The sequence below is a fragment of the Planctomyces sp. SH-PL62 genome (genome assembly GCF_001610895.1).
Classification (GTDB): domain Bacteria; phylum Planctomycetota; class Planctomycetia; order Isosphaerales; family Isosphaeraceae; genus Paludisphaera.
Genome location: NZ_CP011273.1, coordinates 4,547,697 through 4,573,034, shown reverse-complemented (window position 1 = coordinate 4,573,034; position 25,338 = coordinate 4,547,697). Strand labels below are relative to the sequence as shown.

Genomic DNA, 25,338 nt, shown 5'->3' with positions numbered 1-25,338 from the left:
CGGATTCCTCGAATTGGGGTGAAGTGCGCCCCGCCGAACGCCGATTCCTGGACTGAGATGCATTTCTTGACGCACCCCGTCGGTACGCCTTCCGCGTGCCGCCGGGATGGAACGGCCGATCGGCCCCACGACCCACCGCACGGCACGGACGCCGCGAGCTGGTCGAGGATGGCCCCGGGAACACGAACGAGGAGAGGCGGCGAAGGGCGCATGCGCAGGGGATGGCGCGAGGTCCTGGCGATTCTGGCCGTGTCCGTGATGGGGACCCTGGCCCCCTCCGCGCTCGGCGTCGGACTTCGCGACGGCGAGGAGGCCCCACAAAGAGTCGCGCTGACGGTCGAGCTGAGCTGGGCCGTGCCCGCCGCTCCCGAGAAGAAGCCGGCCCTGGAGCCCCCCGCGCAAGACGTTCTGCTGGAGTTCTCCGACGGTCGCGTGCTCGAGGCCGTGGCCTGGCCCTGGGACGCCGAGCCCTCGCGGCGCGGAGACGGCGGACCTTCGCCGACCGACGCCGGCGCGTGGCGGCTGGGCTCCGAGCCGACCGGCCGCGTCCGGCTGAGGATCGAGGCCGGACTCGACTCGACCCTGGTGGTCCGTCGCGGCGAGCAGGAGGTCCGCTCGCCGATCTCCGCCGTCCTCGACCGCACCCAGACGGTCGCCCAGGATTCGGGACTGAGCCTGACCCTGGAGCGGGTCGCCTGGGACGTGCTGGCGATCGATTTCGGCGCGGGGGCCGAGGGGGCCTCGCCGAGCCCGGCGCGGCGGTCCCGGTGACCATCGGCTACAATATCCTCCAGCCCGACGCGATCGACGTGACCGTTCGGACGACGGCCGTGCTCCGGCCGATCGGCAAGCAAGAGCCCGTCTGGCAGTTTGAGCAGCGCGAGCTGCTCCCCGCCAATCGCCCCGATCCGCCGACTCGCATCTGGTCGGTCCCGGCCCCGACCCAGGAAGGGACCTACGTCCTGGAAGTCGAGGCGGCGTGGGAGGCGACCGGCGCCGGACCTCGTGAGGGGTCACGGATCGGTCGCCTGATCCGTCGTCGGAAGCCGGTCGGCGGGGCCAGCTCGGCCTTGCGTCGAGTCGTCATGGTGGTCCTCGCCCCGCAGAGCGCGAAGCCCTCGGTCGCGCTCCTGGGAGGGGAAACGCCCCTTCGCGAGGCGGAGATCGACTCCTTCGACCTCTCCCGGCTGCGCGGCGCCCGCTTCTCGGCCTGGGGCCGGTCGCCTTCCGTCTCCGGCGGTTCGGCGTGGGAGCCCCCCGCGGAGATCCTGGCCCAGGCGTCTCGTCACGAGAAAGAGCGGGAGTGGCTCCGTGGCTTCATCGCCAAGGCGGGCGCCGAGCCCGGGCGGCTCGCCGCGGCCGACGAACGGGGGCTGGCCTGGTCGGCGGTCTCGCTGCATCCCGCCCTCCACCCGGAACGTCCGCACCGCCTGACGGTCTCGGTCGCCGGCGGCGATCCGTCCGCGCTGGGGGCCCTGCTCATCGATCCCGGCTCGTCGGATCGCCGCCCGAAAGTGCTGCTCGACTCCTGCGGCGTCGGCTCCCCGGCCGGGAAGCCCGGCGCGACGACGATCGAGTGGCTCCTGTGGCCGGGCGCGGCCGAGCCCGTCCTGTTCCTGCTGAATCGCCATCCCACCTCCGACGTGACCATCGGCTCGGTCCGGCTCGTCGAGCTCGATCCCCAGCCGACCGACGCGAAGCCGCCGAGGGCGGACGCCGATGGTCGCGGGGTCGGGCTCCACCTGGCGGGGAGGGACGCGTTGGACCGCTTCTCGGTCTCTCCCGAGCCGGGCCTGGACGACCCCCTGACCACGGCGGAAAACCTCGCGAGCTACCTTGCGACCTGCGGGGCGACGTTCGTCGTCCTTCCCGAACGACTTGAGGATCGGCCCCGACGGCGACGGCTCGCCGGTCGGCTGTACGAGGATGCGACGGGGCCGGACCGGCTGGACCTGATCCTTCGCGTGCTGGCCCGAAACGGCGTCGCGGTCTGGATCGAGCCCGACCTCGGCCGCCCCGATGCGTTCCCCGAACTCCCCCCGCCCGACTCCGCCGAGTCGATCCAACAAGGCCTTGCGCGGATCGGGGCCACCGGCGAACCCGACGGCGGGATGTACCAGCCACTGCACCCCAGAGTCCGCGAGGCGATCAAGCGCCGGATCGTGGAAGCCCTCTCCGAGAGCGGGGGGCGAGCCGGCTTCGCGGGGGTGCTCGTCCGCCTGGGACGCGGCCCGACCTTGCTGGGGACGCCGGACACCGGCATGGACGACGAGACCTTCTCCCGGTTCGTTCGCGAGACGTTCGGGCCGGAGGTGGCCAAGGAGATCCCGGGCCTGGAGTCGACCGACCCCGGGCGTTTCGAGGTGCGGGCGAAGTACCTCGCGGGCGTGGGCCGAATGCCCTGGCTGACCTGGCGATCCAAGGCCGTAGCCGGGTTGTACGCCGAGTTGAACGAGGCGGCACGCAAGACCGCGCCCCGATCGATCCTCGCCCTCGCCACGCCTACGCTCGAGGACGGTCCGGTGGGCGCGGAGGCTCGTCGCGTGGACCTCGCGGGGCTCGCGCCGAGCCAGGCGTGGCGGAGCGTCGGGCTCGATCTGGAGGAGTGGCCGAAGGGACCGGAGGCTCCGGTGCTGTTCCGGGGGGCGGGACTGTCGGCCGACGACCTGGCCCGCGACCTGGCCGTCCACCCAGACCTTGACGAGAAGCTGCTCCCCTTCTCTCGGCGGGGTGTCTTCCTCCACGCCGAGCACGAACTTGTCCCGAGCGAAGGACGAGCCCCCCTCGGCGGCGCGTCGGGCCGAATCACGCGACCGACTGCGACGGCCCCCCGGCCGGGGACGCACTTGCGGTCGACGTCCCGACGGCCCACGCGGTCGCGGCGCTCGACGCCCGATGGATCGTCCTGACCGCGACGGCCGTGGCCGGTCGCGAGGAGCGGGTCCGCCGCTTCTCCGAGGTTTTCCGCCGTCTTCCCGTCAACGACCGCCCCGCCGCCGAGCCCGCCGCGGGAGCGAAGGATTCGGGCGTCGTGGTCCGGGCCCTCCCCGACTCGGGCCGAACGATCCTGGAGATCGTCAACGACACCCCGTACGCGATCCGCCTGGCCGGGGTCGTCAAAGGGGACCCCTCGGCGATCGTGGAGGACCTCGGACGTCGATTGAAGCTGGCCCCGCAGGCGGCCGATGGGGGGCGGCAACTGGTCATCGACCTGGCCCCCTACGGCCTGTCGGTCGTCCGGGTGGGCGCTGCGGGAGCCTCGCTGGAGAAGCCGACGCTTTATCCCCCCGAGGCCGTCCTGGCGACGATGGAAGCCCGCTTTCAGGACCTCTCGATCCAGCTCGCCACGTTGAACCGAGGGCTGGACAACCCCCTGGTGGAGCCGCCGAACGCCGGCTTCGAGCAGGAGCCGGTGACGCCCGCCTCGGCGACGGTGGGCGAGACGGCGACGCCGATCCCCGGCGGCTGGAGGCTCGACACGGGGGCGCGAGGCGGGGCCGCCGCCTCGCTCGACGAGGCGCAGCCGCACGCCGGCTCTCGCTCCCTCAAGCTGGAGTCTCCCCAGGGGGCGGCGTCCGTCCTCAGCGGCGAGTTCCGCCCCGGCGCGGGGACCAGCATGCTCGTCCAGGCCTATCTACGGGGCGACAAGGGGCAGAACGTCCGCATCTGGATCGAGGGCGAACACCAGGGCCGACCTTACGTCCGGCGATCCGAGGCCGCAGTCTCCACGGAGTGGCGGGCGCTCGTCGTGCGGGCGTCGGACATCCCGCCCGGGGGGCTCGCATCAGCCCGACTGCGGTTCGAATCGACCGGGCCCGGCACGCTCTGGATCGACGACGTCCGCGTCCTGGGAGAGATCGCCCCCAAGGCCGTGCGGCTCAACGCCCAGCGGACGCTCCTGGCCGCCTTGCAGGCGTATCGCGAGCAACGCTACGCGGAGTTCGCCCGCCTCGCCGATTCCCACTGGGCCAGGCACCCGGGCCTTCAGGCGCTCCTTCGGGGCACCAGGCCCGGCGACCTGTCGGCGGCCCGGGCCGAGCCCCGCGAGGACGCGCCGGCCGCTTCTGCCCTACCGGCCGATCGAACCCTGCGGTAAGATCGGCTCGCCCGGTGGAAGACCGGGCCCGCCTGGGAATCCCCCGGTCTTCGACGCGCCGAGAGGCTCGCCGCGACGCCGGGGGCGAAGTCCGGCGCGGGGCGCGGTGGGACGTAGGAGGAGAAGACGGTGTTCGTAGCCTGTAGCACGCTTTGCTTCGCGAATGAGCCCCTGGAGGCCGCCCTTCGGCACATCGCCGAGTTGGAGTTCGACAAGTTCGAGCTCGCCATCGTGGAGGACGGCCAGCACCTGCGCCCTTCCGAGGTCGGCGACGATCCGGAAGCGGCCATTCTGAGGCTCAAGCGAGGCCCGGCGCTCATCCCCTCGACCCTCTATCTGGATTTCGGACCGGTCGACTGGGCCGACCCCGTCCAGAAGAAGCGGTTCGACAACCACTGCCGGTTCGCCAAATTGCTGAACGTCGCCGTCCTCACGATGACGGCCGCCCCCGCGGGCTCGTCGCTGGACGCCGAGATCCAGCGTCTGACGAGCCTCTCGTCGACCGCCATGCGCCAGGGCCTCGTCCTGGCCCTCATCACGCATCGTGATTCGGTCACCGGCGACGCCGCCACGGCGCTGAAGCTCTGCAAGTCGGTTCCCGGGCTCGGCCTGACCCTCGATCCCAGCCATTACGTCGGCGGACCCTCCAAGGAATCCGACGTCGATCAGCTCTATCCCTACGTGCAGAACATCCACCTGCGCGACACGGGGAAGCACGCGAACGAGTTTCAGGTGCGCATCGGCCAGGGGCAGATCGAGTACGCCCGGATCGTCAACCTGCTCCAACGGGCCGGCTACAATCGCGCCCTGACCGTCGCGATCCTCGATCGCCCCGACAACGCGTTCGATCGCGAGGTCGAGGTCCGCAAGCTCAAGCTCCTCCTTGAAACGCTCCTTTGAGCCGGTCCCGACCATGCACGAATTGACGGCCGAGAATACGGCGGATTACCTCCGCGAGTCCGGGAGGATCGGCGCGGGGGTCCCCGTTTCGGTGCGCGAGCTGAGCGGCGGCGTCTCGAACGTCGTGCTGCGTGTGGACGCGGCCGATCGCGAACCATTCGTCGTCAAACAGTGCCGCGAACGGCTGCGGGTGGCCGTCGAGTGGCTCGCCCGGCTGGACCGGATCTGGGTCGAGTACGCGACGCTCCGCGTGCTCGCCGAACTCCTCCCCGCCGGCGCCACGCCCCGCATCCTGTTCGAGGATCGCGAGGAATACCTCTTCGGGATGACCTGCGCACCGGAGGACTCCGAGACGTGGAAGGCCCGGCTGATGCGCGGCGAAGCCGACCCCGAGGTCGCCGCCAGGCTGGGAACGCTCCTGGCGATCATCCACGCCCAGGCCCCTCGCCATCCCGCGTTCTCGCCGCGCCTCGCCGACACGTCGCTCTTCGACGAGCTACGTGTGGATCCCTACTATCGGACCACGGCGCGGGCCCATCCCGACCTCGCCCCGAAGTTCGACGCCCTGATCGCCGAGATGAATCTCCCTGAAGACCGCCGCGGCCTGGTGCTCGGCGATTTCAGCCCGAAGAACATCCTCATCCACGCGCGGGGGCTCGTGCTGCTCGACTTCGAGTGCGCCCACCTCGGCGATCCCGGCTTCGACCTCGGCTTTTTCCTCAGCCACCTGGCGCTCAAGCGAATCCACGGGGTGGTGGGCGACGCCGACTATCAACGTCTCGCAGCGGGTTTCCTGGCCGCCTATTTCGATGAACTGGGCGATCGTCTCGGTCCCCCGGCCGAGCTTTCCTCACGGGCGATCCGGCACACCGCCGCGTGCCTGCTCGCGAGGGTCGACGGCAAGAGCCCGGTCGAATATCTCGACGGGCCGAGGCGCGAGACGGCCAGGCGCTCGGCGCTGGCGCTCTTCGAGGAAGCTCCCGCCGATTGGGACGGGATGCACGAGATCCTCGACCGCGTCGGTCGATCCCGCTCCTGAACATATTTCGATCTCCGAGGTGATCCGCGATGCCGACTCTCCGGTCGTTGAAGGCTCGTCAGGTCCTGGATTCGCGCGGTCGTCCGACGGTCGAGGTCGACGCCTTCGCCTCCAACGGCGCGCGGGGGACGGCGATCGTTCCGTCCGGGGCCAGCACCGGCCGCCATGAGGCGCTCGAGCTTCGCGACGCCGACCCCGCCCATTACGGCGGCCTGGGCGTGTCGAAGGCCGTGGCCAATATCCATTCGACGATCGCCCCGGCGCTCCTGGACATGGACCTGGACGACCAGCGGGCGGTCGACGCCGCGCTGATCGCCCTCGACGGCACCCCGAACAAGGGTCGCCTGGGCGCGAACGCGCTGCTGGGCGTATCGCTGGCCGTGGCGCACGCGTCGGCGGCCTCCCGGGGCGAGGAGCTTTTCCTCCACCTGAATCGGCTCTGGAAGGCCCGTGCGAAGGGCCTCGGCGACGCCGTCCCGCAGGAGCCGACGCTCCCGCTGCCGATGGTCAACATGATCTCGGGGGGGCTGCACGCGGGCCGAAACCTGGACATCCAGGACGTGCTGTTCATCCCCATCGGCGCCGAGAGCTACAGCCAGGCTCTGGAGACGATCGTCGCCATGTACCGGGCGGTCGGCCAGGTGCTCGCGAAGCTCGGCATGGAATCGACGCTGGTCGGAGACGAGGGGGGATACGGGCCCCGCCTGAGCGGCGACGAGCAGGCGCTCGAGATCGTCGTGGAGGCGATGAACCTCTGCGGCCTGACCCCCGGCGAGCAAGGCGCGATCGCCCTCGACGTCGCCTCGACCCATTTCTTCGACGAGTCCTCCCGGACTTATCGCTTCTCGGCGACCGGCTCGCGGCCCCTGGACGCCGGGGCCATGATCGAGTTGCTCGCCCGCTGGACGGAGCGCTATCCGATCGTTTCCATCGAGGACGGCCTGGCCGAGGACGACTGGGAGGGCTGGAAGGCGCTCACGGATCGCCTCGGGAGCAAGGTCCAGCTCATCGGCGACGACCTGTTCGTCACCCAGACGGCGCGGCTCGGTCGCGGAATCGAGAACGGGGCGGGGAACGCCGTCCTGATCAAGGTGAATCAGGTGGGGACGCTCAGCGAGACGCTCGACGCCCTGGAGACGGCGCGGCGATCGGGCTTCCGTCCGATCGTCTCGGCCCGTTCAGGCGAGACCGAGGACGCCACCATCGCCGACCTGGCGGTTGGGACCGCGGCGGGCCAGATCAAGATCGGCTCCGTGGCGCGGTCGGAGCGTCTGGCCAAGTACAACCGCCTCTTGCGGATCGAGGAGGCTCTCGGCCGGGACGCCCGCTTCGCCGGACGTGCCACGCTCCCCTGAGCCTCGCCGACTCCATGCGGGCGCGCCCGAGGGGCGTCGCCCGCACGAAGGGGTTCCGGTCAGGCGACGACGGGGAGCTGCGAGAAGAACTCGTTCCCCTTGTCGTCGACGAGGATGAAAGCGGGGAAGTCCACCACCTCGATCTGGTAGACGGCTTCCATGCCCAGCTCGGGATATTCGAGCAGCTCGACCTTCTTGATGCTGTCGTGGGCGAGCAGGGCGGCGGGGCCGCCGATGGAGCCGAGGTAGAATCCGCCGTGCTTCTTGCAGGCGTCGGTGACGGCCTGCGAGCGGTTCCCCTTGGCGATCATGATCATCGAGCCGCCGTTAGACTGGAAGAGGTCGACGTAGCTGTCCATGCGGCCGGCGGTCGTCGGGCCGAACGAGCCGGAGGGCATCCCCTCGGGCGTCTTGGCCGGTCCGGCGTAGTAGACCGGATGGGCCTTGAGGTAGTCGGGCATCCCCTCGCCGCGATCGAGCCGCTCCTTGATCTTGGCGTGTGCGATGTCGCGCGCCACGATCATCCGGCCGTTGAGCTTGAGAGGGGTCGAGACCTGGTACTGGGTGAGTTCCGCCAGGATCTCCGCCATCGGCCGGTTCAGGTCGACTTTCACGCCGTGCTCCGCGCCCAGGCCGGTGCGGTATCGCGCGGGGATGTACTGGGCGGGGTCGCGCTCCAGGACTTCGAGCCAGACGCCGTCGCGGTCGATGCGGCCCTTGACGTTGCGGTCGGCCGAGCACGAGACGCCCAGGCCGACGGGGCAAGAGGCGCCGTGGCGAGGAAGCCGGATCACGCGTGCGTCGAGGGCGAAATACTTCCCGCCGAACTGGGCGCCGATGCCGCTCTTGCGGGCGATCTCCATGACCTTCGCTTCCATCTCCAGGTCGCGGAAGGCCTGGCCGAGCCTGTTCCCCTCGGTCGGCAGGTGGTCGAGATACTTGGCGCTGGCGAGCTTGACGGTCTTCATCGTCGCCTCCGCCGAGGTGCCGCCGACGACGACCGCGAGGTGGTACGGCGGGCAGGCCGCCGTGCCGAGCGAGCGGAGCTTCTCCTTGAGGAACTTCTCCAGGCTCGCCGGGTTCAGCAGGGCCTTCGTCTCCTGATACAGGTACGACTTGTTGGCCGAGCCGCCCCCCTTGGCGACGAACAGGAAATCATAGCTCGAACCGTTCGTGGCGAGGATGTCGATCTGGGCGGGGAGGTTGGTCCCCGAGTTGATCTCCTCGAACATCGAGACCGGGATCGTCTGCGAGTAGCGGAGGTTTTCCTGCTGATAGGTCTCGTAGATCCCCTTCGAGATCCACTCCTCGTCCTTGTGGCCCCCGGTCCAGACGCGCTGGCCTTTCTTGGCGACGACCGTCGCCGTGCCGGTGTCCTGGCACATGGGGAGCTGGAAGCCGGCGGCGACGGCGGCGTTCCGCAGCAGGGCGATCGCGACCCCCTTGTCGTTCGGGGAGGCTTCGGGATCGTCGAGGATCGCGGCGACTTGCCGCAGGTGGGCGGGACGGTAGAGGAATGAGACGTCGCGGAGGGCCTCGCGCGCCAGGAGCGTCAGCGCCTCGGGCTGGATCTTGAGGATCTCGTCGCCGTCGAAGGTCGCAGTCGAGACCAGGTCCTTGCCAAGATTGCGGTATTCGGTCGTGTCGGGACCAAGCGGGAAGGGGTTTTGGTAGGCGAATTCAGGCATTGCGGTTCCTCCAGCAACCCTCTGGCGAGGAGGCGCGGAGCGGGACTGCCCGCGACGTCCGCGCGAGGGGCTGATGAACCTCGATTTTAGGGGATTTCCGCCCGCTGGGACAGGTCGGTTCAACCGCTTGACGGGCTCACCCCTTGAGTTCCAGAGTCGACCAGAGGCTGGGATTCTCCCCGAGCGGGAAGTCCCGACCGATGCCCAGGAATTGATCCTCGCGCTCGGCGTCGGAGATCTGGTAGGCGAAGCCGAGCTTGCGGTTCGTTTCGGGATCGAAGCCGTGAAGGGCCGCCGCGGGGAGGAACAGCTCGAACCGCCAGCCCTTCTTGATCAGCTCGGAGCGATGCGCGAGGAGGGAAGGGGAGGTGAGTGGGGCGTCGGCCGTGGCGCGGGCGATCGGCCGTTGCTCGACCTCGGCGGTGAGCGTCTTCTTGTCGCGGCCGAGCGTCATACGGCCCTGGAAACGGTGACAGTACCTGGTCGCCCGGCTGACGTTCCGGGTGTCGCGCGTGTCGATCCAGAAGACGACGTTCGCGAAGCCCTCGGCCCGGTCCGGCGTCCTGGCATTCGCGCCGAGGCCGTCGGCGTCGACCGTGATCCCGATCCCTCGCGAGTTCCAGCCGACGCGCACCGAGGCCCACGAACTCCGGCCGTCGAGCGCCGCGAGGTCGGGGATCGCGCAGTCGTTGGGAAGGTCGAGCAGGCGGCCGGCTTTCCCTTCTCGCGGGAGATCTTCGACCCGAGGACAGGAGGCGGAGACCCGGAACCAGAAGGCTTGCGGCAGCAGGACCGAGGACATGGCGAGGCTCCGAAGTCGTCGTCTCAGGGATGGGCTCAGTCGAGCGTTTGATCGATGTACGGCTTGCGGCTCGGGGCCGTGGTCATGGCCGACGTCAGGATCATCCAGACCCCGATCGCGACGAGGAAGAACGGGAGGCTGAACCGCATGATCGCCCAGAAGCCGACCAGGATGAGGATGATCCCGGCGCGGGCGGCGCTCCGCCTCCTCGGCTGGGCGTAGGCCTGGACCAGCGAGACCGCGCCGGCCAGGAAAAGGATCCCGGGCCAGAACTGTCGCGAGGCGAGCAGCAGCCCGATGCCGATCAGCCAGATGCCGGCCGAAACCGCCCTCGTGTCGTCCCGATGCATCATCCTCAACGATCCGGCCTCCCATGATCCTCGCGTTCGTCGGTTCGCTCCGACGAGCCTCCGGCGACCTGGACGACGGCTATTCGAGCGAGAGGTCCACCCTCGGCTTGCGGGTCGACGAGGACGCCCACAGGGATGAGGCGACCATCCAGGCCCCCGCCAGGATGAGGATCTCGACGAGCCCCAGCCGACAACCGATGAGTAAGCCGAACAGGATAAGCACCATCCCCGCCCGGCGCGAGTTCCTACGCTTCGGGTCGTAGATCGATTCCACCAGCCGGACGGAACCCACCAGGAACAAGACCTCGGGCCAGAACCGCCCGCTGAAGAGCATGAATCCGATCCCGACCAGCCAGAGCCCGGTGGTGAGCTGCTTCGAGCGAGCCGACTCGTGATCCCCCACATCGTCCTCCCGTCCAACGGAGCATTCCGGCGCACCCGATCCGACCACAAGAGGGTTCGCGGCTCGGGCCCGGTTATTGACCGCCGATCTTTCCGAGGAGATTGACCATCTCGATCGCCGCCATCGCCGCCTCGCCCCCCTTGTTGCCGGACTTGAGGCCGGAGCGGTTGAGGGCCTGCTCGACGGTCTCGGTGGTCAGGACGCCGAAGATCACCGGGACGCCGGTGGCGAGCCCGGCCTGGAGGATGCCGCCGGCGGCCTGGCCGGCGACGTGGTCGTAATGGCCGGTCTCGCCCCGGATCACGCAGCCCAGGCAGATGACGGAGGCGTGCGCCCCGGACTCTGCGAGCTTGCGGGCGACCAGCGGGACCTCGAACGAGCCGGGGACCCAGTAGACGTCCAGGCGGTCGTCGGCGACCCCGTGGCGCACGAAGGCGTCGCGGCAGCCTGCCAGCAGCGCCTCGGTCACCAGAGAGTTGAAGCGGGAGGCGACGATCGCGAACCGGCCCGAGGGGGGCGAGAAATCACCTTCGTAGATCGGCATGGGCGTCGGGGGGTTGGGGGATCGGCTGGGAAACGGAAAAGGTCCGGCCGGGCCTCCTAAGAAGCCCGGCGCGGACCCGGTGTCGGTCGTGGGGACGAATCCGGCCGGAAGACCAGTTTACGACAGGTTCATGCTCGACAGGAACTCGCCGTTGGTCTTGGACTTCTTCATCCGGCCGGTGAGCAGCTCCATGGCCTCGACGGGGTTCATGTCGTTGAGGACGCGACGGAGGATCCAGACTCGGCGGAGTTCGTCGGCGTCCATGAGGAGCTCCTCGCGCCGCGTGCCCGACTTGTTGACGTCGATGGCCGGCCAGATCCGCTTCTCGACCAGGCGACGGTCGAGGTGCAGTTCCATGTTGCCGGTCCCCTTGAACTCCTCGAAGATCACGTCGTCCATGCGGCTGCCGGTGTCGACCAGGGCGGTGGCCAGGATCGTCAGGCTGCCGGCCTCCTCGATCTTGCGGGCGGCGCCGAAGAACCGCTTGGGCTTCTGCAGCGCCGAGGCGTCGATGCCGCCGGTGAGGATCTTGCCGGAGTGGGGCGCCTCGGTGTTGTAGGCGCGGGCGAGCCGGGTGATCGAGTCGAGCAGGATGACGACGTCCTTGCCGAACTCGACCATCCGCTTGGCCTTCTCGATCACCATCTCGGCGACCTGGATGTGTCGCGAGGCGGGCTCGTCGAAGGTCGAGCTGATGACCTCGGCCGTCGGCCCTTTCACCGACCGCTCCATGTCGGTCACTTCCTCCGGCCGTTCGTCGATCAGGAGGACCATGACGTAGGCTTCGGGGTGGTTCGTCAGGACGCTGTTGGCGATCTTCTGGAGGAGGATCGTCTTGCCGGTCCGAGGGGGCGCCACGATCACGCCGCGCTGGCCGAAGCCAATCGGCGTGACGAGGTCGACGACCCGCATGTTGATTTCTTCGTTGGTCGTCTCGAGCCGGATGCGGCCCTGGGGGTGCAGCGGCGTGAGGTCGTCGAAGCCGACCTTCTCGCTGAGCTTGTCCGGGTCCTCGAAGTTGATCGCCTCGACCCGCAGGAGCGCGAAGTACCGCTCGTTCTCCTTGGGGGGGCGGATCTGGCCCGACACGATAGCGCCGGTCTTGAGACCGAAGCGGCGGATCTGGCTGGGGGAGACGTAGATGTCGTCGGGGCAGGGCAGGTAGTTGTAGTCCGGGCTGCGGAGGAAGCCGAAGCCGTCGGGCAGGACTTCCAGGGTCCCCTCGCCGTACATCAGGCCGTTCTGCTTGACCCTCTCCTTGAGGATCTTGAAGATGAGGTCCTGCTTCTTCAGCCCCATGTACTCGGCGATCCCTTCGGATTTCGCCGTCTTGATGAGCTGAGGCATCGTCATCTTCTGGAGCTCGGTGAGATGGATCTCACCGCGCTTGATGTCCTCGTAGCGATCGTGGATCGCCACATCCCCGAAGACGTCGTCGTCCTCGACGTCGGGGAACGCTTCGCCCGCGCCTTCGCCCAGGGACGGCGAGGCCGACGGAGAAGGAGATCGTTCGGGCTTGGTGGACGTCGAGTAGTCGCGATCGCGGGAGTTGAACGAGGCCTCGCGCTCCGGGCGCTCGCGGGAGCCGGACGCCTCGGGCTCGCGAGCCTCGCGGACCCGCTCGCGGACGGGCGGGGCGGCCTCGCGGTCCCTGTCGCGATCTCGATCCCGATCGCGCGAGAGCGGGATGCCGTCGTGCGCGGGGGGCGGCGAGGCGGCCTCGCGTTCGGCGCGGTCGCGGGCGAGGCGCTCGCGAAGGGTCATCCCCGGCTCGCGCTCGGGCCGCTCGGCGGCCGGTTCGGCGCGGTCGCGGGATCGGATGAACCGGATCGGCTCGCGGTCGGCCGGGCCTTCCTCGCGATACGGTTCGCGCGAGGGGCGCTCGCGGTAGGTTTCGGAAGCGGCGGGCGACTCGGAGACCGGCGAATGATTGGGAGTCGAGGCGGAGGCGGATCCGGCGTTCTCGTCTGAAGCGGGCGGAGGGGAGGCCGCGGCGGTCTTGCGGATGCGGGAGCTTCCAGAGGACTCGCGGCGGGGGCGTGTCTCGTTAGGCATGATGAACCGTTCTCCTGAACAGACTAGACGAGTGGATCAGCCGAGCCGCGGATGCGGGATATGGCACGGGGCGGGGCGATATCGGAGATCGTTCGAGCCGTGAGCCCGTCCGGCTTTGCGACGGTTGACGGACCGACTCGAAGCGGGGGATCGCCGGATCCAAGGCGGGTTGACGAAGAGCATGACCGAGGTGAAGCCTTTGAATAGCGAGGGACGGCGAATTGAAGGATCAGGAGAGTCGAGCGCGGGGAGGCATGTCGGCGTCGAGGGGCTGGAGCGACGATCCTCATGGATCAAGTCGCAGTTCGTGACGAGCTGGCGACGGACCAGCCCCGGGCGAATCGCTCGAGGTCGGGGCCGGAAGAGGTCGCCCGGCGCATCGGGACTCATCCTCGAGCCAGGCGACGAATCGATCGACCTTCGATTCCAAACATGAAGCGTCCTCGTCATTGACTAGAACGTAGTCGGCGCGGGATTTCTTACGTTCGACCGGCCACTGGGCCGCTTCGCGCGCATCGAGTTCGTCGGCCGTCCAGCCCCGAGTCGCCTGGACTCTCGCGAGCCTGGTTTCTCGGGGAGCTTCGACGAAGACCACGAGGTCGCAGGCGCGATCCCAGTTCGACTCCAACAAGATCGCCGCGTCCAGCACCACCAACCGGGCGTCCGCTCGCCGTTGCGCGTCGCCGATCGTCCGGGCGAATTCCTCGAACATCGTCGGATGGAGGAGGGCCTCAAGATCCCGTCGGGCCGTGGGATCGTCGAAGACGATGCGGCCGAGCGCCCGCCGGTCGATCGCCTGGTCGGCCCCCAGAATTCGGGGGCCGAAGCGGTCCACGACCTGGGCCGCGATCTCGGCGTGCCGCAACACCTCATGACCCACCGAGTCGGCGTCGATCACGACCGCGCCACGCGACTCGAGCAGGGCCGCCGCGGCGCTCTTGCCGCCGCCGACGCCGCCGGTCAGGCCGACGACGGGGAGCGCACCCGACTTCCACCGCGACGCTTGCGCGGGGGACTCTCCGATAGTCGTGGACGACTCGGACATGACGGACCTGTGGCTCGCGACGAGGGAAAAATGGGGAAGCGGAGACGCGACTCGCACCGGGCGCGACGGCCCGCCGTCGGTCGAGGCGGAGCGTGGAGGAGGCTGTCATGCCCGCACGCCGGGGCGGTCGGGCCAGACCGGCGTCGGGTCGGACGATCAGGCTCGTCCGTGGCGGCACGGTCGAGGCGTGCGACACCGGAAGAGCGGGTGGGCGACGGAGATTCTCATGGCCGTCATCTCGATCCTGGGCGAATCTCGTGGGTGCGGATCGCGGGAGGGAGATGATGGAGGTGATGGGAAAGCACCGGAACTCGGCTGCTGGCCATACACGATTAGTCCACTCACTTATACGCCCTGCGCCTCGGGCCTGCAATGGAAAACCTCGGAAAACCGGGGGCGAGCCCGCCCGCCGGCGCGTCGCGCCCCGGCCTCGCCCCTCCGCGCCTGCGCCGCCTCAATAGTCGGGAGTCTCGACGTCGAGCCAGTTCCTCCCGACGGCCAGGTCGACCTTCAGCGGCACCGCCAGCGACAGCGCCCGCGTCATCTCTTCGCGGACCAGCGCGGCCAGCCGCGGCAGCTCCGAGACCGGGCTCTCGAAGACCAATTCGTCGTGGATCTGGAGGATCATCCGAGCCTCCAGGCGCTCCTCGCGGAGCCGACGATCGACGAGGATCATCGCCCGCTTGATGAGGTCGGCCGCGGACCCCTGGATCACCGTGTTGACGGCCGTCCGCTCGGCGAGGTTCCGATTCCTCCCGGTGGTCGCCTTGATCCCCGCGATCGGCCGACGGCGGCCCAAAATCGTCTCGACACGCCCCGAAGCCTGGGCGGATTCGAGCGTCCGGGTGATGAACTGGTCGACTCCCTGATACTCCTGGAAGTAGGCGTCGATGAAGGCCGCCGCCTCGGACTGTTTGATGCCCAGTCGTCCGGCCAGGCCGAACGGGCTGAGGCCGTAGATCACGCCGAAGTTCACCGTCTTCGCGACCCGTCTCATCGTGTCGTCGACCTGATCCTCGGCCACGCCGTAGATCCTCGCCGCGACGGCGCGGTGGATGTCGTGGTCGGCCTCGAAGGCCTTGCACAGCGCCGGATCTTGGGAGAAGTGGGCGAGGACCCGGAGTTCGATCTGCGAGTAGTCGGCCGTCAGGAGCCTTTGGTCGTCCCCCTCGGCCACGAACGCCTGACGGATCTGGCGGCCTTCCTCGGTCCGCACGGGGATGTTCTGGAGATTGGGGTCGCTGGAGCTGAGCCGGCCGGTGGCCGCCACTCCCTGATTGAAGGACGCGTGGATCCGGCCGTCGTCGGGATGGGCGAGGAGCGGCAGGGCGTCGAGGTAGGTCCCCTTCAGCTTGGTGAGCTGGCGATGCCGGACCAGGAGGGCGGGCAGGGGGTGCTTGCTCGCCAGCTCCTCCAGGACCTCGGTCGCGGTGCTCAACTCTCCGCCGGGGGTTTTCTGAAGCTTGGGGAGCTTCAGCTCTTCGAAGAGGATCTGGCGGAGTTGGGGCACGGAGTTGATGTTGAACGGGCGGCCGGCGAGCTTGTGGATCTCTTCCTCGGTTGCCGCGAGCCGGACGGCGAAGTCGTCGGAAAGCTCCTTCAGCCGGTGGACGTCCACCATGACGCCGATCTCTTCCATCCGCATCAGGATCGAGACGAGGGGGCGCTCCAGGTCGGCGTAGAGGTCCCACAGGCCCTCCTCGCGGACCCGGGGGGCGAGGATTTCGTAGACCCGCCAGGTCGCGTCGGCGTCCTCCCCGGCGTACTCGGCGATGCGCGGAACGTCGATCTGGTCCATCCTGAGCTGCTTCTTCCCCTTCCCGATCAGATCGGAGATCGGGATCATCTTGTGGCCCAGGAGGCGGTCCGACAGCTGGTCCAGGCTGTGGTTGCGCTCGCCGCTTTCGAGCAGGTAGCTGAGGATCATGGTGTCGGTGATCGGCCCCTCGATCGAGACGCCCGCCCGACGGAAGGCCAGCATGTCATACTTGAGGTTCTGGCCGACCTTCTCGACCTCCGGGTCCGCGAGGATCGGCCGCAGGGCGTCCAGGACCATCTCGGGGTCGAGGATCTTGAAGCCGATCGGGGCCCGCAAGGGGATGTAGAAACCCTCTCCCGCGTTCCAGGAGACGGCGATCCCGACGAGGCTGGACAGGAGCGGATTGATCGAGGTCGTCTCGGCGTCGATGCAGAATCGGGGCTGTTTCCGTAATTCCTGGACGAAAGTCTGGAACGATTCCGGGGTGTCGATCGTCGAATATCTCGCGACCCACTCGGCTTTCGGTGCGTCGGGGACCGTCTCCTTTGAGTCGCTCAGGTCGGCGGCGAAGCGGTGGAAACCCGATTCGACGCAGATCTCCCGGAGGACCGGGGCGTTGGGAGGCGAGGCCTGGAGCGCGTTCCAGTCCAGGGCCAGTTCCAGATCGTCGCGAAGGGCCACGAGGCTCCGCGCCCGGCGGGCCACCTCGGCGTTGTCCCGGAGGGCTTGCTGCTTCTTGGGGCCTTTCACCTTGTCGGGGTTGGCCAGGAGTGTCTCCAGGTCGCCGAACTGTTTCAGGTATCCCGAGGCGAGGATCGGGCCGATCCCCGGGACGCCGGGTACGTTGTCGACGGCGTCGCCGGTGAGGGCCAGGAAGTCGACGACCTGACCCGGCCGTATCCCCCACTCCTTCTCCAGCGCCGCCTCGTCCATCAGGGTGTTCTTGCGGATGTTGAGGATCTTGACGTGATCGCTGATCAACTGCCGGGCGTCCTTGTCGGACGTGCAGATGAAGACGTCGAGCCCACGCTCCTCGCCGCGTCGGGCGAGCGTGGCGATGACGTCGTCGGCCTCCATGCCGGGCTCGACCAGGACCGGCACGTTGAATCCCTCGAAGATGCGCCGGATCACGTCGATCTGGGGGACGAGGTTGATCGGCATGTCGGGCCGATTGGACTTGTAGTCGGCGAAGATCTCCGACCGGAAGACGGGCCCCCCGCCGTCGAAGGCGGCCGCGATGTAGTCCGGCTTGCGGTCGCGGAACAGGTTGAGGACGTCCCGGAAGATCCCGAAGGCGGCGTTCGTGGGCCCTCCGGTCGGGCTCGTCATCTCTGGGATGGCGTGGAAGACCTGGAAAATCAAGGAGTAAGCGTCGAGAATATAGAACGTTGGGCGATCGGCCATCGTAGTCATCCAGTGAGGGGTCGGGACGCGTCCCGGGCGTGCGGCCCGACCCTCCTGTATTCGGCCCTCCGGTCGCCGTTCTGGAGCGGCCCGATCCGGACCGGGGAGTCCGGCCACGTCGATTCTGTCGAAAATACCGTTCCGGATGGGTCGCCCGCGTAGGATTTCCCGGCGCAGGTTTCGTATTTCCCCTTCTCATGTGACATAGTATCTGCAAACCGGCCGACCGCATGCGCTGTCGCCTCCGCTCCGCTCCGAGGAGTCTTGATTCATGGCCGCCTCCAACGAATCCCAGGGTCTCAAGATCGCAGTCGCGGTCTTCGTGACGCTCACGGTGATCCTGGCCGTGACGTCCTATTTCCTCTACTCGTCCTACGCGCGCTCGGAAGGCCTGCTCGCGTCGGAGACCGACAAGGCCTCCAAGTCGCGCCGAGAGGCCGATGAAGCGCTGACCCAATATGACGAATTCCGCAAGACGATCGGCGCCCGCGCCACGGAATTCGACCCCGCCAAGACCGAGATCGCGACCCACCTCAAGAAGGTGGAGGACCGGCTGCTCGGCATCGCCAACATGGTGAACGCCTCGGTCTCCCGCGCCCAGGCCGCGGGGGCCCAGGGCCCCGAGCTGGAAGACGCCAAGCAGAAGGTTCAGCTGGCGATCGAGTCTTTCAAGAAGGAACCGAACAAGAACTACATCTCGGCCCTCGACCGCCTGGTCGAGCTGCTGGAGAACCTCTCGCTGGTCGACGCCGAGCTGTCCGCCCACGAGACCTCACTCCGTAGCAACCTCGAATCGGCGACCAGCGTCGCCAAGCAGCAGATCGACGTCCAGGCCAAGTCGGCCGAGGACACCCGGACCGACCTGGAGGCGGAGCACAACAAGCATGAGCAGGAGCGGCAGGTCCTCCTGACCAAGGTCGACCAGCTCACCACCGACCTCGATCAGGCCCGGACCGACATCGCCAACCTCACCACCCAGCTCCGGCAGACCAAGGAAGAGGACGATCGGAAGGTCGAGCAGCTCACCGCCATCCTCCGCGAGCAGCGCGACGTGATCGACCGCCGTGAGAACGTCCTGGACCGCCCGGACGGCCGCATCACCTACGTGGACCTCGGCACCAACGAGGTCCACGTCAACGTGACCCGCGCGCAGGGCGCCCGCCCGCAGATGAACATGACCATCTTCGACCAGGGCTCTCCGGGCATCCCGACCGAGAAGCCCAAGGGCAACATCATGCTCACCCAGGTCGGAGACACCTACAGCATCGCCAAGATCGTCAAGACCAACAGCCCGATCGAGCCGATGCGCGTCAACGACATCGTCTACTCGCCCACGTGGTCGCCCAACGAGCCGATGATGTTCGCCCTCCTCGGCAAGCTGGACGTCAATCGCGACGGCCGCGACGACCGCGACGACCTCAAGCGGATGATCGAAGCCGCCGGAGGCAGCATCGCCTACGACCTCCCGCCGCCCGACGTGGGCAAGGAAAGCGGCAAGCTCGACGCCCGGATCTCCTGGTACGTGACCGACGACGTGAAGGAGCGTCCTCCCCTTCGCGACACCTACGTCGCCAAGACGGACGCCTCGATCGCCCAGCAGGCCCTGTTCGATCAGCGCTTCGGCGAGATGGTCAAGGAGGCCCGCACGAACGGCATCCGGCCGATCAGCCTGGGACGGCTCCTGGCCTACCTCGGCTATGACATGAACACCCCGGTGGCCGGCCGCTCCGAGGCCGTCAACGAGCGGGCCCTCCAGCAGCTCACCGCGCCCCGGCCCAGGACCGACGCTCAGAAGGCGGAAGATTCCGCCGCCCCCGCGCCCGAGTCGGACGAGATGCAGGACCAGCCCTGATCCGATCGCCTCGTCCTGAATCGCCTCCCAACCACGAGGACCCGTCGCGAGCCCCGGCCGCGACGGGTCCTTCGTCGTTTGGTTCACTCCAGCTCGGCGTCGTCGTCGACGGCCAGGAGCTTGCCGATCGCGGCCAGGTCTCCGGAATCCAGGGCCATGAGCCGCACCGAGAGCCCGTCGATCGCCTCCAGAAAGCTCCGGAGCGTCTCCAGCCGGCTGCGCAGCTCGCCCAGGCCGGGGGCCTCCTCGGCGACCCTGGCGAGGTCGTCGAGGACCTTCACGGTGGGATCGAGTTCCCGTCGCTTCCGCTCGGTCATGATCCTCTGGAAGAGGGTCCAGACGTCGGTCTCGGCGCGGTAGAGTTCCCGGCGCTCGCCAGGCCGGTGGGCCTTGCGGACGACCCCCCAGCCGAGCAACTCCCTGAGATTCATGCTGACATTGCCGCGGGAGACGTCCAGCCGCGATCGGAGTTCCTCGGCGGTCCAGTCGGAGCCCGTGATATAGAGCAGGGCGAACAACTCCCCCATCGTGGAATTGATCCCCCAGGCTCGGGCCATCATGCCCCAGTGCTCGATGAAGCGCCGGATCAGGACGTCGGCCCCGAGGCTCGCGGGCGAGCCTTCGATCGGGCCGTCCGAGATCGTCGAATCCATGAAACCTCCCCCATGCGCGGCTTTTCCGCCGAGGGCGAAGGGGCGCACGCGAGTTCCACGATACGGCATGCGCGACGGCCGGGGAAGGCGGCTTCCCAGCCCTGGCCGGCCTCGGATAGGGCCGCCAGCCATCGTATCGGCGCGGAGTCCTACCGGCTCATCGACCGAAACTCATGCATTCGGAGGATGGGTCGTGCGTTTCCGGCGGGTCGTGAGCCCGCCCGGATCGATTCGCAAACCGTTCCGCGGAGAAGACCTTGCATCCAGAGCGGGAAGCCCCACAATAGAAGCCAGACGATTCGTCCTCAGCAAAGTGAAAATGCTATAAGATCGTGTCTGGCCGAGGGTACAATGCCCTCGATCGTATCGGCGAAGCCGGCGTCGCGGCTCTTCGACGTCCTGGCGACGTCGCGAGCGTTCGCGTCCCTTTCTCTTCCGATGGAGTCGATCCCCATGCCCGAAACAGTCGTTCACTTCCAGATCCGTATGCCACCCGTGCTCCACGAACAGCTGGCCAGCTGGGCCAAGGAAGACAAGTCCTCGCTCAACGCCTTGATCGTCGGCATCCTTGAGAAGGCGATCGAGCAGCATAACAAGTCGACCCAGGCCTCCTGACCTCGTTCGATCGAGCCGGGCCTGAGATCCCCCCGCCCGGGCGGGGCTCGATGGCGATGCATGTTTATGCGAGCATAAAGGTTTCTAGGAATTCCCAAGATTGCCCTTGAGCCTATCGGCTTCAACCAGTATCCTCTGGGGCGTATTCCCCGATAGCTCAATCGGTAGAGCGAGCGGCTGTTAACCGCTAGGTTCAAGGTTCGAGTCCTTGTCGGGGAGCTGAGGCGCGGGATGTCTCGCCTCAATCTCAATCGCGAAAACGACGCCCTCGAAAGGGGGCGTTTTCTTTCGGTCGAGGACATTCGGCATCCATCAAGACGGATTCCCCGATAGCTCAATCGGTAGAGCGAGCGGCTGTTAACCGCTAGGTTCAAGGTTCGAGTCCTTGTCGGGGAGCTGAGGTGAGCGATCGCTTCCTTCCAGCTCCAAAAAAACCGCCCCACCGGGGGCGGTTTTTTTTTGAATACGGCGTATCCATGCCCCGTCCGTGTCAATCCTGCGATGTCAGGATGATCAGGGAACGGGCGATGACGCGATAAGCGGACATGACCTCGACTTCCGTGCCGGCGTCCACATCCACGAAGTCGTCCGGCGAGGGCAGGGCCGTGTCCACCACGCGACGCCAGGCGCGTCCTGAAGGGGAGGCGGGGATCCGAAAATCCAGATCCTCTCCGCTCGCGTTCATGGCGACGTAGAAATCGCGGTCGATGACGCCGGGCCGATCGCACCGCCGGCCGTCGAGAGCGAAGGCCAAAGCCTGGGCGGTCGGCGAGAAGTCCGGCTGCACGGGCTGGACGCCGTGCCAGAGGATCTCGGGCGGCCGAGCCGAGGCCGCCCCGTCGAAGAATGTCCGTCGTCGGAAGACCGGGTGCGCCTTGCGCAGGGCGATCATCTTGCGCACGAACCGTAGGAAGTCGCTCTGGGTTTCGGCCAGCGTCCAGTCCATCCAGCTTACGGGATTGTCCTGGCACCAGGCGTTGTTGTTCCCCCCCTGAGTCCTGAGGAACTCGTCCCCGCCCAGGATCATGGGGATCCCCTGGGAGATCAGAAGCGTGGCCATGAGGTTGCGGGCCTGCCGCATCCGAAGGGCCAGGATCGCGGGGTCGCTCGTCGGGCCTTCGGCCCCGCAGTTCCAGCTGAAATTGGCGTCGCTCCCGTCCCGATTCCCTTCACCGTTCGCCTCGTTGTGCTTGTGGTCGTACGAGACCAGATCGTGGAGCGTGAAACCGTCGTGGCAGGAGATGAAATTGACCGAGTGCAGTGGGCCCCGGCCCGAGTACAGGTCGTCGCTGCCGCAAAGTCGCGTGGCCAGATCCGAGGTCAGGCCCGGCTCTCCGCGCCAGAAGCGCCGGACGTCGTCCCGATACCGCCCGTTCCAGTCGGACCAGCGTCCTCCGCCTGGGAAGGTCCCCACCTGGTACAGACCCCCCGCGTCCCAGGGTTCGGCGATGAGCTTGGTGCCGTAGAGGAGCGAATCCTCCGAGATCCGGTTGATCGTGGGGGGGTTGACCATGACCTCCCCGCGAGAGTCCCTCCCCAGGACCGAGGCCAGATCGAAGCGGAAACCGTCCACGCCCGCCTCGGCCACCCAGTTCCGCAGGCAAGCGAGCAAGAAGTTCCGGACGACCGGATGGTCGGTGTTGAAGCTGTTCCCGCACCCCGTAAAGTTGAGGTATCGGCCCTGCTCGTCGAGGATGTAGTAGAGGGGGTTGTCGAATCCCCGAAAGCTGTACGTCGGGCCGTCGTCCCCCGACTCGGCGGTGTGGTTGAACACGATATCCAGGTACACCTCGATCCCGCGCTCGTGGAAGGAATCGACCATCGCGCCGAATTCCTCCCAGGGCTCCAGCCGGCCCGACTTCACGGCGTAGGTCGCCTTGGGGGCTGAGAAAGCGATCGTGTTGTAGCCCCAGAAGTTGAGCAGCCTCTCTCCGGACAGCGGATTGACGTAAGCGCAATCCGTCTCGTCGAATTCGTCGACGGGGAGGAGCTCGACGGCGGTGATCCCCAGATCGTGCAGGTACTCGAGCTTCTCGGTCAGTCCGGCGAAGGTGCCGGGGTTGGCGACTCCGGAACTCGGGTCGATCGTGTAGCCTCGGACGTGAAGTTCGTAAATGATCGTGTCTTCAAGCGGCGTGTTGGGTCCGACCAACGGTTCGCGCTCGGTCATCGCCTCGTTCACGAGGCTCCGACGCGGATTCGGCGACCGCTCGCCCCATTGGCCGGAGCAGGACACCGCACGGGCGTAGGGATCCAAGAGGAGGGCCGTCGGGTCGAATCGGAAACCGGCGTGGTCAGGCCCGTCGACCCGATAGCCGTAACAGAACTCGTCGGGCAGCCCGTCGATGCGGACGTGCCAGTGGTCGCCTGTGCGATTCAGCCTCGGATCGAGCTGGATCTCGGTCTCGAAGCCGACCGTCTGAGGATCGCCCAATACAAGCCAGACCGACGTCGCGTGTCGGCAGACGACCGCGAAGTTGACCCCGCTCGGCTGGGTGATCGCTCCCAAAGGGAGGGGACGGCCTCGCATCACGGTCAGCACGCAGTCCCGGAACAGATACTCGGCCTCGACGGACTCGCCCGCGATGATCCCTGAAATGGCTGTGGATCCTGTGAATGGAGTCGGCGAGAGACGGCCAGGCGGCAGGGGCCGTCGCCTCGGACCAAAAAGAAAGCCGAACCATCTCGCCCGGACGTGTGTCGGGGAGAGTGTTCGGCGGGAAAGGATGCAAGCCGTCGTCGCGTCTTAATCGAGGAAGTCCGGCGGAGGCGGAGAGAGGCTCGACGCCGGGCCTTTGGTCCCGATTTCAGCGGCCGTTCGCGATGCGATCCGACGAGGTTCGGCCGCCCCGCGAGGAATTCGCATAGGCCGCGGTCAGGGCTCCCAGCAGGGCGGCCCGACGTCCCGCCCGCACCGACTTCCCACCCCGGCGGACCCGGGCGACGGCTCCGGCCCATTCGAAACCCGTCGGTACGGAACTCGGCTTTTTACAATCGTCGTCGCTCATCGAACCACTCTCCCAAAGTCGACGCGCCGTCCGAAAACCTCGGACCGACGCTCCATCATTCCCTTGAATCGCAAGGGACCCGGATCCCTCGCGGCGTTGCCATGCCTGGCAAGAATGCCGACGCACGCGATCCGCTCGTTTCATCGCCGGATCAAGTCGATCGTCGGACGGGGGCGAGGCCCCGAGGGTCTCACCGATCGCGCACCCTATCACAATCGGACGGACCTGACTATTTCTTAAGCCCGCGCTTTCTCGGCCCATCGCGCGGAGAGACGGCGTCGACTGGTCAGAGCGTGTCGATCCGACCGACGACGTCATCTAACAGAAAATTTAGCAGCCTCCCCCGCGCTCGTCCAGGAAAATAGCCCGTCGCGTTACGCTTTCGCGTGCCTGTGCGTCAAGACCATTCAAAGGGACGTTTTCCGGCCGCTCAACTCAACAATCGCACCAGACTTTCCCAGACCCACGCCACCGCCGGGGCCGGCGCCGGAGCGAGGACGGTCGGATCCGGCAGTTCGAGCGAGCGGCCGAGTTGCTGCACGATCAGGAGGAGCGTGCTGCAGCCGTTGAAGAGGCCGTGTATCACGATCGCGCTCAGGAGGCTGCCCGTCCGTTGGTAGACCGCCCCCATCACCATCGAGAACACGAACAGAGCGATCGGTGCGGGCCACTGGGGGCCATGCACGGCCGCGAACACCGCCGACGTGACGATCACCGCGGGCCAGCAGACGGCGTTCGGAGCTTGCGGGCCCGGGCTTTCGACCGTTGTCTGCAGGATTTCCGGTGCAGTCGGTCCGACGACCGCTCCTTCGGCCATTGGGGTGGCCTGCGCCTGCCGACCGCCTCGCATGAGCCGAGGAATCTGGTCGTTCCACACTCGGGTCAACCAGCCCTGCAGGACGCCTCGGAACATCACCTCCTCGGCGAGGGGGGCGAGCACGATCGTGGACGTCATCGCCAGAATCGCTAGGGCGGGGTCGAAGCTGGCTTGCAGCATCTTCTCGATGGGATGTGCGCGGACCTCGAAGACCTTGACGGCGAGAAACTGGATCGAGTAGACCACCGGCGCGGCGAGCAGGCCGGCGACGATCCCCACCTGCAGCTGTTCGGTCCACCTTCTGGTCGTGAACCCAAGCGCCGCGAATCCCGCACCCGAGACGAGACGAAATAACCAGGGGAAGGCCAGGAGGAAGAGGCCGTTGTAGCTGGCGTTCCAGATCATCAGGCGGCGGGCGATGCTGGCCGAGCGCTGAATGGCGATCTCCTCGGCGTCTTCGTCGTCCGCCATCTCACCATCCGGCGTGGGCGGGGCCGGCTTCGGATTCTCCGTCGTCAGAAGCTCCTCGACCTTGAACCCGAGTAGGGCATGGCATCCCTCCGCCGCCACCCGGCCAGCCCCCAGTTGAAGGATGACGACGAGCAAGATCGTCCCGAGTCCCCAGCGGGCGGGGGGGATCTGTAGGAAGGGCTCGGTCGGGATCAACGGTAATCCACGGGCGAGCCGGATGAGAACCCATCCCCAGGAGACCACCATGCCGACCAGGATCAACTCCAGGAACGTGGAGGTGACCGACAGCAGGAACTCCAGGATCGAGACGGGCGTCATGAAACCTCAAGGGTGGGAGGAAGGGCGTCGTCGGTTCGAGGGCCGCTTCCTGCGATCGTAACAACCCCATCGCGCGCAGGCCACCTTGAGAACTGGGGACCCGAACCCTAGAATCGGCGTTTGGCCATCGTCGCGGCGCGCCGTCGTTCGCCGTCGCCGAGCCA

19 protein-coding genes and 2 tRNA genes are annotated in these 25,338 nt (G+C 67.6%); 10 read left to right on the top strand and 11 right to left on the bottom strand.

Annotated features, from left to right (window positions below; genetic code table 11):
* The first annotated feature begins 210 nt into the window (after positions 1-210).
* The 6 genes from VT85_RS27750 to eno all read left to right on the top strand — a co-directional run bounded on the left by VT85_RS27750 (position 211) and on the right by eno (position 7,390).
* Complete coding sequence (locus tag VT85_RS27750; RefSeq protein WP_068418250.1) at positions 211-771, top strand: hypothetical protein; 561 nt, start codon at positions 211-213, stop codon at positions 769-771.
* On the top strand, positions 768-2,909 hold the full coding sequence (locus VT85_RS17705) for a hypothetical protein (protein ID WP_068418239.1): 2,142 nt from the start codon (positions 768-770) through the stop codon (positions 2,907-2,909). Before VT85_RS27750 ends, VT85_RS17705 begins: the two co-directional genes overlap by 4 nt.
* An 11-nt stretch (positions 2,910-2,920) precedes the next feature.
* Positions 2,921-4,096, top strand: coding sequence for a hypothetical protein (locus VT85_RS17700; RefSeq protein WP_068418236.1), 1,176 nt, complete (start codon positions 2,921-2,923; stop codon positions 4,094-4,096).
* A 129-nt stretch (positions 4,097-4,225) separates the two neighbouring features.
* Positions 4,226-4,996, top strand: coding sequence for a sugar phosphate isomerase/epimerase family protein (locus VT85_RS17695; protein ID WP_068418233.1), 771 nt, complete (start codon positions 4,226-4,228; stop codon positions 4,994-4,996).
* 13 nt (positions 4,997-5,009) lie between these two features.
* Complete coding sequence (locus VT85_RS17690; RefSeq protein WP_068418230.1) at positions 5,010-6,035, top strand: phosphotransferase family protein; 1,026 nt, start codon at positions 5,010-5,012, stop codon at positions 6,033-6,035.
* Positions 6,036-6,064: 29 nt separating this feature from the next.
* Positions 6,065-7,390, top strand: coding sequence for a phosphopyruvate hydratase (gene eno, locus VT85_RS17685; protein ID WP_068418222.1), 1,326 nt, complete (start codon positions 6,065-6,067; stop codon positions 7,388-7,390).
* Positions 7,391-7,449: 59 nt separating this feature from the next.
* On the opposite strand, the gene VT85_RS17680 is transcribed toward eno, so the two are convergent.
* From VT85_RS17680 to polA, 8 genes are all read right to left on the bottom strand, one after another.
* On the bottom strand, positions 7,450-9,078 hold the full coding sequence (locus VT85_RS17680) for a fumarate hydratase (protein WP_068418219.1): 1,629 nt from the start codon (positions 9,076-9,078) through the stop codon (positions 7,450-7,452).
* A 136-nt stretch (positions 9,079-9,214) separates the two neighbouring features.
* On the bottom strand, positions 9,215-9,880 hold the full coding sequence (locus VT85_RS17675) for a hypothetical protein (protein ID WP_068418216.1): 666 nt from the start codon (positions 9,878-9,880) through the stop codon (positions 9,215-9,217).
* 35 nt (positions 9,881-9,915) lie between these two features.
* Positions 9,916-10,233 carry a hypothetical protein gene (locus tag VT85_RS17670; protein ID WP_068418213.1) on the bottom strand — a complete coding sequence of 106 codons (318 nt, stop codon included), beginning with the start codon at positions 10,231-10,233 and terminating at the stop codon, positions 9,916-9,918.
* 76 nt (positions 10,234-10,309) lie between these two features.
* Positions 10,310-10,633: a hypothetical protein gene (locus tag VT85_RS17665; RefSeq protein ID WP_068418211.1), complete on the bottom strand. Its 324-nt coding sequence runs from the start codon at positions 10,631-10,633 to the stop codon at positions 10,310-10,312.
* Positions 10,634-10,706: 73 nt separating this feature from the next.
* Positions 10,707-11,177 (bottom strand): 6,7-dimethyl-8-ribityllumazine synthase, encoded by a 471-nt coding sequence (ribH, locus tag VT85_RS17660; RefSeq protein ID WP_068418208.1) that lies wholly within the window; start codon positions 11,175-11,177, stop codon positions 10,707-10,709.
* Positions 11,178-11,294: 117 nt separating this feature from the next.
* Positions 11,295-13,232, bottom strand: a complete 1,938-nt coding sequence (rho, locus tag VT85_RS17655; protein ID WP_068418205.1) for a transcription termination factor Rho — start codon at positions 13,230-13,232, stop codon at positions 11,295-11,297.
* Positions 13,233-13,518: 286 nt separating this feature from the next.
* Positions 13,519-14,277: a dephospho-CoA kinase gene (gene coaE / locus VT85_RS17650; protein ID WP_068418201.1), complete on the bottom strand. Its 759-nt coding sequence runs from the start codon at positions 14,275-14,277 to the stop codon at positions 13,519-13,521.
* 454 nt (positions 14,278-14,731) lie between these two features.
* Complete coding sequence (polA, locus tag VT85_RS17645) at positions 14,732-17,440, bottom strand: DNA polymerase I (protein ID WP_068418197.1); 2,709 nt, start codon at positions 17,438-17,440, stop codon at positions 14,732-14,734.
* A 271-nt stretch (positions 17,441-17,711) separates the two neighbouring features.
* Between polA and VT85_RS17640 the strand changes: the two genes are divergently transcribed.
* Positions 17,712-19,292: a hypothetical protein gene (locus VT85_RS17640; protein WP_068418194.1), complete on the top strand. Its 1,581-nt coding sequence runs from the start codon at positions 17,712-17,714 to the stop codon at positions 19,290-19,292.
* A gap of 83 nt (positions 19,293-19,375) precedes the next feature.
* Here the strand turns inward: VT85_RS17640 and VT85_RS17635 are convergent, their stop codons facing one another.
* A complete protein-coding gene (locus VT85_RS17635) occupies positions 19,376-19,945 on the bottom strand; it encodes a GbsR/MarR family transcriptional regulator (RefSeq protein ID WP_068418191.1) in 570 nt (189 codons plus the stop codon).
* Positions 19,946-20,398: 453 nt separating this feature from the next.
* Between VT85_RS17635 and VT85_RS27745 the strand changes: the two genes are divergently transcribed.
* From VT85_RS27745 to VT85_RS17620, 3 genes are all read left to right on the top strand, one after another.
* The gene (locus VT85_RS27745; RefSeq protein WP_156512930.1) at positions 20,399-20,560 is read left to right on the top strand and encodes a toxin-antitoxin system HicB family antitoxin; all 162 of its coding nucleotides are present in this window, start codon (positions 20,399-20,401) and stop codon (positions 20,558-20,560) included.
* A gap of 146 nt (positions 20,561-20,706) precedes the next feature.
* Positions 20,707-20,779 (top strand) — tRNA-Asn (locus VT85_RS17625).
* A 104-nt stretch (positions 20,780-20,883) separates the two neighbouring features.
* Positions 20,884-20,956: transfer RNA gene (locus VT85_RS17620), tRNA-Asn, on the top strand.
* Between the two features lie 94 nt (positions 20,957-21,050).
* Here VT85_RS17620 and glgX read toward each other — a convergent pair.
* Both glgX and VT85_RS17610 read right to left on the bottom strand, forming a co-directional pair.
* Entirely contained in the window at positions 21,051-23,102 is a 2,052-nt protein-coding gene (gene glgX / locus VT85_RS17615) for a glycogen debranching protein GlgX (RefSeq protein WP_197490838.1), read from the bottom strand.
* An 896-nt stretch (positions 23,103-23,998) separates the two neighbouring features.
* Complete coding sequence (locus tag VT85_RS17610; RefSeq protein ID WP_068418188.1) at positions 23,999-25,174, bottom strand: CPBP family intramembrane glutamic endopeptidase; 1,176 nt, start codon at positions 25,172-25,174, stop codon at positions 23,999-24,001.
* Between the last annotated feature and the right edge of the window lie 164 nt (positions 25,175-25,338).